At 69.1% G+C, this 8,822-nt stretch carries 9 protein-coding genes; 6 read left to right on the top strand and 3 right to left on the bottom strand.

The genetic code is table 11. The features are described 5' to 3' along the window. Nucleotides 1-1,081: Hsp70 family protein (locus ACIBM5_RS39405; RefSeq protein ID WP_396011502.1), on the bottom strand; the 1,081-nt coding region annotated here is incomplete at its 3' end. A gap of 326 nt (nt 1,082-1,407) precedes the next feature. On the opposite strand from ACIBM5_RS39405, the gene ACIBM5_RS39400 reads away from it, so the two are divergent. The 4 genes from ACIBM5_RS39400 (at nt 1,408) to ACIBM5_RS39385 (ending at nt 5,371) form a co-directional block, all read left to right on the top strand. Further along, nucleotides 1,408-2,478: a hypothetical protein gene (locus ACIBM5_RS39400; RefSeq protein ID WP_396011501.1), complete on the top strand. Its 1,071-nt coding sequence runs from the start codon at nt 1,408-1,410 to the stop codon at nt 2,476-2,478. Continuing rightward, on the top strand, nt 2,475-3,449 hold the full coding sequence (locus ACIBM5_RS39395) for a hypothetical protein (RefSeq protein WP_396011500.1): 975 nt from the start codon (nt 2,475-2,477) through the stop codon (nt 3,447-3,449). The genes ACIBM5_RS39400 and ACIBM5_RS39395 overlap by 4 nt, the downstream gene beginning before the upstream one ends. 82 nt (nt 3,450-3,531) lie before the next feature. Next, on the top strand, nt 3,532-4,380 hold the full coding sequence (locus ACIBM5_RS39390; RefSeq protein ID WP_396011499.1) for a hypothetical protein: 849 nt from the start codon (nt 3,532-3,534) through the stop codon (nt 4,378-4,380). A 43-nt stretch (nt 4,381-4,423) separates the two neighbouring features. Then, nucleotides 4,424-5,371, top strand: a complete 948-nt coding sequence (locus ACIBM5_RS39385) for a hypothetical protein (RefSeq protein WP_396011498.1) — start codon at nt 4,424-4,426, stop codon at nt 5,369-5,371. A 66-nt stretch (nt 5,372-5,437) separates the two neighbouring features. On the opposite strand, the gene ACIBM5_RS39380 is transcribed toward ACIBM5_RS39385, so the two are convergent. Next, entirely contained in the window at nt 5,438-5,800 is a 363-nt protein-coding gene (locus ACIBM5_RS39380) for a cupin domain-containing protein (RefSeq protein ID WP_391589209.1), read from the bottom strand. 115 nt (nt 5,801-5,915) lie between these two features. On the opposite strand from ACIBM5_RS39380, the gene ACIBM5_RS39375 reads away from it, so the two are divergent. Next, nucleotides 5,916-7,004 (top strand): RNA ligase (ATP), encoded by a 1,089-nt coding sequence (locus ACIBM5_RS39375; protein WP_396011497.1) that lies wholly within the window; start codon nt 5,916-5,918, stop codon nt 7,002-7,004. 73 nt (nt 7,005-7,077) lie between these two features. Beyond that, nucleotides 7,078-7,569 carry a YbjN domain-containing protein gene (locus ACIBM5_RS39370; protein WP_391589207.1) on the top strand — a complete coding sequence of 164 codons (492 nt, stop codon included), beginning with the start codon at nt 7,078-7,080 and terminating at the stop codon, nt 7,567-7,569. Nucleotides 7,570-7,644: 75 nt separating this feature from the next. On the opposite strand, the gene ACIBM5_RS39365 is transcribed toward ACIBM5_RS39370, so the two are convergent. Continuing rightward, nucleotides 7,645-8,802: a pyridoxal phosphate-dependent aminotransferase gene (locus ACIBM5_RS39365; RefSeq protein ID WP_396011496.1), complete on the bottom strand. Its 1,158-nt coding sequence runs from the start codon at nt 8,800-8,802 to the stop codon at nt 7,645-7,647. Nucleotides 8,803-8,822: the final 20 nt, after the last annotated feature.

Genomic DNA, 8,822 nt, shown 5'->3' with positions numbered 1-8,822 from the left:
CGTCCTTGACCTCACCCTTGAGCACACCGGCCTGGAGCGCGGCGCCGACGGCCACGACCTCGTCCGGGTTGACGCCCTTGTTGGGCTCCTTGCCGCCGGTGAGCTCGCGCACCACGTCGGCCACGGCCGGCATCCGGGTCGAACCGCCGACCAGGACGATGTGGTCGATCGCCGAGAGCGGGATGCCCGCGTCCTCGATGACCTTCTGGAACGGCACCTTGGTGCGGTCGAGCAGGTCCTGCGTCAGCTGCTGGAACTGGGCGCGGGTGAGCTTCTCGTCCAGGTGCAGCGGGCCCTCGGCCGAGGCCGTGATGTAGGGCAGGTTGATCGAGGTCTCCATCGAGGAGGACAGCTCGATCTTGGCCTTCTCCGCCGCCTCGCGCAGGCGCTGGAGGGCCATCTTGTCCTTGGACAGGTCCACGCCGTGCGCGTTCTGGAACTGCTTGACCAGGTGGTCCATGACCCGCTGGTCCCAGTCGTCGCCGCCGAGGTGGTTGTCACCGTTGGTGGCCTTGACCTCGACCACGCCGTCGCCGATCTCCAGGAGCGACACGTCGAACGTGCCGCCGCCGAGGTCGAAGACGAGGATGGTCTGCTCGTCGGCCTTGTCCAGGCCGTACGCCAGCGCCGCCGCGGTGGGCTCGTTGACGATGCGCAGCACGTTCAGACCGGCGATCTCGCCGGCCTCCTTGGTGGACTGCCGCTCGGCGTCGTTGAAGTACGCCGGCACGGTGATGACCGCGTCGGTGACCTTCTCGCCGAGGTAGGCCTCGGCGTCGCGCTTGAGCTTCATCAGGATGCGGGAGCTGATCTCCTGCGCGGTGTACTTCTTGTCGTCGATCGCCACGGACCACGTGGTCCCCATGTGGCGCTTGACGGACCGGATGGTCCGGTCGACGTTGGTGACGGCCTGACGCTTGGCCACCTCGCCGACCAGAACCTCACCGTTCTTCGCGAAGGCAACCACGGACGGTGTGGTCCGCGACCCCTCCGCGTTGGTGATGACGGTCGACTCGCCGCCTTCCAGAACGCTGACGACGGAGTTCGTCGTACCGAGGTCGATACCGACCGCACGTGCCATGATTCGGTTCCTCCACGGAAAGAGTTGAGTGGTTGTCGCTCAAGGATGAGCCGTCGGGTGCAACCGGTCAAATCGCTTGAGTATTCCCGACTCAACTTTAGTGCCTCGCGAGCTGTGAGGGGTGGACTCCGGAGGGGCGATCTCATGATCGGGACGCTTGGTGTCATCGAAACGTTGTGCACCCCCGGAGACTTATTCAGGTGAATGTCGCCACAAACGACACCCTTGACCTCTGCGGCCCCTCCATGCGCATGGCAGCATGTCTCCGCGCCTGATGCCTGCAAGCAAACGCCAGGCGAAAGCCGAGATCCGAGGGGGACCTCCCGATGAGCGATGGTCAGGGCTATCCGCCTGTGCCGCCGATGCCACCCGGCCCGCCGGGACAACCGGGACAGCAGGGACAGCCGGGCCCGCCGCAGGGTGGCTATCCGCAGCAGGGTGGGTACCCGCCGCCCGGCGGCTTTCCGCAGCAGCAGCAACAACAACAGCAGCAGCAGGGCGGCTTCCAGGAGCCCGCCGGCTATCCGTACCCGCAGTACAGCCAGTACGGGCACTACCAGCAGTACGGGCAGAACCCGATCCAGCTGGACCCGAACGGCCGGCCGCCGCGCGGGGGCCGCAGCAAGAAGGTGATCGGCACCTGGATCGTCGGTGTCACCGGCGCGATCGTCGCGTCCGTCGTGGTCGCGCTGGTCGGCTTCGACGACCCGACCGACAAGAAGGACCCGGCCGCGCAGAAGACCACGGCCGCGCCGATCGTCACCGGCAAGTCCGCCGCCCCGCAGAACACCGCGGCGACCGGGCCCAAGAAGGCCGACATCACCAACACGCTGAAGATCCCGGACACGCTGCCCGCGATCACCGGGCCCAAGTTCGCCAATCTCTCGGTCGACCCGAAGACCTGGCCCAAGGCCTGTGACCTGCTGACCGACGAAGAGATCAAGACGGTCATCCCCGAGGCCACGATCCGCGAGCGCAAGAGCTTCATGGGTCGGTACTCGAACATGTTCGGCAAGGCCGTCAACGACAACGAGTGCGACATCCTGCTCGACCTGCCGAACCTGCAGTCCTCGGACTACCCCGCGAAGATCAACATCACCACCTACGGCTTCAAGCCGTCGGCCGACGAGAAGACCGCCTTCGCCAAGGAGAAGACGCAGGCGGAGACGGCCACCAAGGCATACCCCGACCAGTACGACGACATCCCGGCCGCCAAGCTCGGCGTGGACGGGGCGTTCCGCGACAACCGTACGGTGCAGATCTCCAAGAACGGCTTCCGGGTCTGGGTCACCGTGGACGCCCAGATCGAGGACTCGCAGGGCAACCCGCTCAAGGGGAACACCATGGCGCGTCAGTACGGTCCGACCGTGGCCGCAGTCGTCGGGCAGAAGCTGTGAGCGGGGGTTGGCCGCAGGGCCCCGGGCAGCACGGCGGCGGCCACGGCCAACCCGGGCAGTACCCGCAACACCCGCAGCAGCAGCCGGCCTTCCCGCAGCAGCAGGGCTATCCGCAACAGCAGGGGTATCCGCCGCAGCAGCCCGGTTACCCGCCGCCGGGCCCGTACGGACCGCACGGCCACCCGTACGGGCAGCCCACCCCGCCGCGCCGGAACAACCGGGTCGCGCTGTGGGCCGCGGTCGCGGTCGTGCTGATCGGGGCGGGCGTCGGCGGCTTCGTGCTGCTGAACAAGGACGACGACGCGGACGCCGCCAAGCCCGGCCCGACCTCGGCCGGGCCCGCGGCGCCGGGGGCCTCCGGCGGCGGCAAGAGCGGCCCGCCCGGCGAGAGCGCGGCGCCGGCGGATCGCCCGATGGTTTTCCCCGCAGCGCCGCCGGCCGACGCCGGGCCAAAATTCAACGCGACCAACGACGGCAAGACCTGGCCGAAGGCGTGCGACATGTTCTCGGACGCGCAGCTCGGCAAGGTCGTCAAGGGCGCAACGGTCAAGACCAGGAAGCCGGACACGACCGTTTCGGTCAAGTACGACTTCCCGGGCGCGGCCGACAACCAGTGCAGGTTCGACCTCGATGTACCCGACCCGAACAATCCGAAGTATCCGACGTACGCCAAGATCGAACTCACACTCCACGAGGTGAGCACGCCGGCGATCGCGAAGGGCCACTACGGCGACACCAAGAAGAACCACGGACGCAAACCGTTCGGCACGTTCGAGGAGTTGGGCACGAAGCTGGGCACCGACGACGCGTTCCGCGACGACTCCTACATCTACTTCCACAAGGGCCCGTACTTCGTGGAGTTGTACATGTCCAGCGGACTGGACGGTCCGGGTGGGGCGAGGCTGCCGAGCGACGACGCCGTCAAGCAGTACGGGCCGACGCTCGTCGGCTACCTCGTGGCACGGATGTAACCCGCGGTACACGCGGTAGGGCAGCAACGGCGACAGCGCATCGGAACAGCGCATCGGATCAGGCATCAGGAGGGGTACGGGGATGGTACGAATCGGGAACCCAGGGGGGAACCACTACGGCGGGCCGCACCAGCAGCAGCCGCCGTACGGTCAGCCCGGGATGTACCAACAGCCGTACCCCGGCGGACCGATGCCGCCGCACGAGCCGCCGCGCCGGAGCAAGTTGAAGCCGATCCTGGGCTGGCTCGGCGTGGTGATCGGCGGCGTGCTGGCCACGGTCGCGGCCTCGTACATCGTCGACGAGATCAACAAGAAGAACGACAAGGGCGACAAGCCGGTCGCGGAGAACGGCGTCGCGTTCCCCGACGGATACACCCCGCCGCCCGGTGTGGCGTTCACCGACGGCGCCAAGTTCCGGGCGTCCGGGGACACCGGCACATGGCCGGACGCGTGCACGATGCTCTCCGACAAGGAGATCCAGAACGCGGTCCCGGACGCGAGCATCGTGGGCTCGCGGCAGGGCCGCAAGGGCGCGAAGGCGCCCCGGAACACCGAGTGCACCGTGCAGATCAAGCTGCCCAACCTCCAGGACGCCGCGACGCCGGGCAAGCTCACCATGACCATCAAGGCGATCGGCGATGCCGCGCCGGTCAAGGACGTGTACGAGAAGGCCAAGGCGGACGCGGCCCCGTACTCCGGCTTCGAGGACCTCGCGAACAAGCTGTTCGTCCAGGACGCGTTCCGCCAGAACGGCAAGCTGAACCTGTACAAGCAGGGCGCCAAGCCGGACTCGCCCGGCTACTACGTGGTCCTGGAGGTCAGCGCGAAGACCAAGGACTCCTCGGGCGCCGACGAAGCACCCGACACCTGGACGAAGAAGGCCGGACCGGCCCTGGTGCGCGTCCTCAACATCAAGATGACGGACGACTGATTCGCCGTCGTCCCTCGACGGTTCGTCACCACGGGAGCACTCGATGACCGGCCAGTACAACAGCCCGAACTCCGGCCAATACCCCGGCCAGGGGCCCGGCTACCCGCCGCAGGGCGGGTACGGCCAGCAGCCGCCCGGCCAGTACGGCGGGCCGGGGCACTACGGGCCGCCGCCCGGCTATGGGGCGCCCGGTTACCCGCCGCCGTATCCGCCCGAGCCGCCGCGGCCCAACCGCCGCAAGCAGGTCATCAGTTGGCTGGCCGTGCTCGCGGCCGGCACGGCGGCGACGGTGATCGCCGCGCTGCTGATCAACGGCACGGACGGCAAGAAGAACGAAGCGGTCAAGCTGCCGCCCACGGAGAGCGTCCGTAAACTGGAAAGCTTCGACCCGAACGCGGTCGCCGGCACCCCGAGCGTGGCGGCGTCCAAGGCCGCCTCGCGCCCCGAGGCGCCGCCCGCGCCCAAGAGCGGCGGCAAGTTCGCGCCGGTCGCAACCGACATGTCCACCTGGCCGGACGTGTGCGACCTGATCAGGCCGGACGAGATCGCCAAGGTCATCCCCGAGGTGCTCACCCAGGAGGAACAGGGCACCGCCAAGGCTGCCGGTTCCTACGCGTCCCGGGGGCCGGCCGTGCGCAGCACGACCTGCCTCTACACGATGACCTCCAAGCGCGGCTTCGGCTACAGCAACGTGATCAAGCTGACCATCCAGATCAACAACATCGACGCTCCCAAGGAACTCGACTACAACTGGGACCTCGGCAAGAACGGTGCGCAGCGGGTCGCGTCCGACTTCAAGGCGCTCGGCACCGCCGGGGGCGCCGACGACGCCTACTACTCGAGCAACACGTTGCGGATGCGCAAGGGGCAGTACGCCCTTCAGATCGACGGTTCGGGCAGCCTCACCAAGGAGGGCACCGACCGGCCCTGGAGCGGATGGCAGAGCGAACTGCTGCCGAAGTTCGTGTCGACCATCACGGCCAAGATCTGACCCGATCGCACTCCGGCACCCCGGCGGGTCGCGGCGATCGCCACCCGCCGGGCCGCGAGCTGTGCCCTACTCGTCGCGGTGCACCGTGTTCGGGGTGAAGCCCGGGAGGCAGACGGCGATGTAGTCGGCGCCCTCGGTGCCCCTGGTGCTGTAGCGCACCCATTCGCCGGCGGCGGTGTGGATGGCCTGGCCGGCCGTGACCTCCTGGACGCCACCCTCGAACTCGACGGTCAGCACGCCGCGCAGGACGACCGTGTACTCGTCGAACTCGGGGCGCTGGCCCGGCTCCTCCCAGCCCCCCGGACTGGTCATGTGCGCGATGCTGAGCGCCTCGTCGCCGGTGTTCACCCGGCCGACGAACTCGCGAATGGTCTTGGGGATGTTGCCGGCGGCCTCGACAACCGTCGGCTTCTCGATGAAGTTCGGCATGAGTCCCATCCTGTCCCAGGACGCCGGTAAATCGTTGGCCGCCCCGCCCGGGTGCTTGGGACCGTGGGGTGCACGGGGATTCACCCCGAAGCGAGCACGGGGGAAGGGGCGCCTCATGTCCACACTCAGGGTCACGGCCGAGCGGTTGGTCGTACACGCACACCCGAACGCGGACGCGCTGGAACTGGCCCAGGTCGGGCTGTACCGCGCCGTCGTCGCCAAGGGGGCCTACGTCACCGGTGACGTCGCGGTGTACATCCCGGAGCAGGCGGTGCTGCCGGATTTGCTGATCGAGGAGCTCGGGCTCACCGGGCGGCTCGCGGGGTCGGCGAAGAACCGGGTCCGGGCGATCCGGCTGCGCGGCGAGCTCTCGCAGGGCATCGTGTGCCGGCCGGCGGCGTTGGCCGGCCTGGACCTGGCGGCCGCGCTCGCCGACGACAAGGACTTCGCCGAGCTGCTCGGCATCGTCAAGTGGGTGCCGCCGATCCCCGTGCACATGAGCGGCGAGATCGTGCCCGCGGCCGAGCTGCTGCCGTGGGTCGACGTCGAGAACGTGCGGCGCTATCCCGCGCTGTTCACGGCCGGCGAGCCGGTGGTGGCGACCGAGAAGATCCACGGGACCGCGTGCCTGTACACCTACGTGGCCGACACCGGCGAGAGCTTCGTGTCCTCCAAGGGCTTCGGCGCCAGGTCGCAGGCGCTGGCCCGGGACGAGCACAACCTCTACTGGCGCAGCGTGCTCGCACACCGGCTGCCCGAGGCCGCCGCGGAGCTGGCCGCGCGCTTCGGCGCGGCCCGGGTGGGTGTGTTCGGCGAGGTGTTCGGGCAGGGCGTACAGGACCTGGGGTACGGCGCGCAGGGCCGTTCGGAGCTTCCTGGTTACGCGGTCTTCGACGTCGCGCTCGCGGACGCCGCCGGGGCGGTGCGCCGGGTGGACGCCGAGCAGCTGGCCGAGCTGCTCGCCGGCCTGGAGACCGTGCTGCCGGTGGTGCCGACGCTGTATGCCGGGCCCTACGACGAGGCCGCTCTGCTGGCCCTGGCCGAGGGCCGGGAGACCGTCTCGGGCACGGCCGCGCACCTGCGTGAGGGCCTCGTGGTGCGCCCGGCCAGGGAGCGGTACAGCGACGTGGTCGGCGGCCGTGCGATCGGCAAGATCGTCTCCGTGGCCTACCTGACCCGAAAGGGTGGTACGGAGTACGAATAGGGGCTCGGTCGTGGCCCACCGGTCTGGGCCGAATGAGAGAGGATGGCGTCCATACGTCTGGAGAGGATCCTTCATGAGCATCGACCCGTCCTCGCTTCCGAGGTCGACCTTCGTTCCGGCCGCACCGGTCGTCAAGCCGTCGGCGGAGCTGATCAACCAGGTCCTCGACGAGCTTCAGGTGAACCATTTCACCGACGAGGAAGGTGACGTCTGCGCGCCTTGGGACGGCTTCCGCGTCTACTTCATGCTGCGCGGGGACAAGCACGAGATCTTCACGGTCCGGATGTTCCTGGACCGTGAGTTCGACCCCGCCGAGCGGCCGCGGATGCTGGAGCTGCTCGACGAGTGGCACCGCCAGTTCTTCTGGCCCAAGGTCTACACGCACGAGCACGAGGGCAAGCTGCGGCTGATCGGCGAGGCCCAGCTCGACTGCGAGCCCGGCATCAACCGCGAGCTGTTCGTGTTCACCACGCGCGCGTGGATCAGCACGTGCATCTCGTTCGGGAACTGGATCAACGAGCAGTACGGCCCCGAGGACAAGCCGGCGGCCGACGGCGAGGCGTAGTCGCCACGCGTGTCGTGTTGTGTGGGGGCGGCCCGCCCCCACACATCCGCCGGCGCCCGGCCACGCGGGTTCGGCTCAGCCGGTCGCCGCGAGCCGCTTGGCCGCCTCCTCCAGCACCTCGACGCGCTTGCAGAAGGCGAACCGCACCAGGGGCCGGCCGACCTCGACGTCGTCGAAGAAGACCACCTCCGGGATCGCGACCACACCGCGCAGCTCGGGCAGCCGGCGGCAGAAGTCCAGGCCGTCCGTGTAGCCGAGTGCGGTGATGTCGGTGGTGGTGAAGTAGGTTCCCTGCGGCTCGTACACGGTCAGCCCGGCCGCGCGCAGACCGCCGCCGAGCAGGTCGCGCTTGTGGCGCAGGTCCTCGCGCAGCCCGCCGAAGTACTCGTCCGGCAGGCGCAGCGCGTGCGCGATGGCGGGCTGGAACGGTGCGCCCGAGGTGTAGGTCAGGAACTGCTTGGTGGTGCGCACCGCCGCGATCAGCTCCCGCGGTGCGCACACCCAGCCGATCTTCCAGCCGGTGAACGAGAAGGTCTTGCCCGCCGAGGAGATGGTGACGGTGCGCTCGCGCATGCCCGGCAGGGTGGAGATCGGGATGTGCTCGCCGGTGTAGACGAGGTGTTCGTACACCTCGTCGGTGACCACGATCAGGTCGTGTTCGATCGCGATCTCGGCGACCGTCTCCAGTTCGGCCCGGGTGAGCACGGTGCCCGTCGGGTTGTGCGGGCTGTTGAGCATGATCACCCGGGTGCGGTCGGTGATCGCCGCGCGCAGCTCGGCCGGGTCCGGCCGGAAGTGCGGGGGGCGCAGGGTGACGCCGACCCGGCGTGCGCCGGCCATCGCGATGCAGGCCGCGTACGAGTCGTAGAACGGTTCGAGGGCGACCACCTCGTCGCCCGGCTCCAGCAGCGCGAGCAGGGCCGCGGCGATCGCCTCGGTGGCTCCGGTGGTGATCAGCACCTCGGAGTCGGGGTCGAAGGTCTGCCCGTAGAAGCGCTGCCGGTGCTCGGCCACGGCCAGGCGTAGGTCGGGGATGCCGTCGCCCGGCGGGTACTGATTCGCACCGTCGCGCATGGCGGCGACCGCGACCTCGATCACCTCCGCCGGGCCGTCGGTGTCGGGAAAGCCCTGGCCGAGGTTGATCGCGCCGGTGGTGCGCGCGAGGGCGGACATCTCGGCGAAGATCGTGGTGCCCAGGCCGTCCAGGTGTCGGGCCAGCAGCGGTCGGTTCATCCGTACGGCTCCTTCGCGGG

Source organism: Embleya sp. NPDC050493 (assembly GCF_044458105.1).
In the GTDB taxonomy this organism is placed as follows: Bacteria; Actinomycetota; Actinomycetes; order Streptomycetales; family Streptomycetaceae; genus Embleya.
The sequence above is the reverse complement of the archived record's forward strand: the minus strand, read 5'-3'. Positions and strand labels throughout refer to the sequence as shown.

Excerpts from the sequence above, each read along its gene's own strand:
- ACIBM5_RS39400 (WP_396011501.1), top strand. The coding sequence starts at position 1,408 with ATGAGCGATGGTCAGGGCTATCCGCCTGTGCCGCCGATGCCACCCGGC.
- ACIBM5_RS39390 (WP_396011499.1), top strand. The coding sequence starts at position 3,532 with ATGGTACGAATCGGGAACCCAGGGGGGAACCACTACGGCGGGCCGCAC.
- ACIBM5_RS39385 (WP_396011498.1), top strand. The coding sequence starts at position 4,424 with ATGACCGGCCAGTACAACAGCCCGAACTCCGGCCAATACCCCGGCCAG.
- ACIBM5_RS39380 (WP_391589209.1), bottom strand. The coding sequence starts at position 5,800 with ATGCCGAACTTCATCGAGAAGCCGACGGTTGTCGAGGCCGCCGGCAAC.
- ACIBM5_RS39375 (WP_396011497.1), top strand. The coding sequence starts at position 5,916 with ATGTCCACACTCAGGGTCACGGCCGAGCGGTTGGTCGTACACGCACAC.
- ACIBM5_RS39370 (WP_391589207.1), top strand. The coding sequence starts at position 7,078 with ATGAGCATCGACCCGTCCTCGCTTCCGAGGTCGACCTTCGTTCCGGCC.
- ACIBM5_RS39365 (WP_396011496.1), bottom strand. The coding sequence starts at position 8,802 with ATGAACCGACCGCTGCTGGCCCGACACCTGGACGGCCTGGGCACCACG.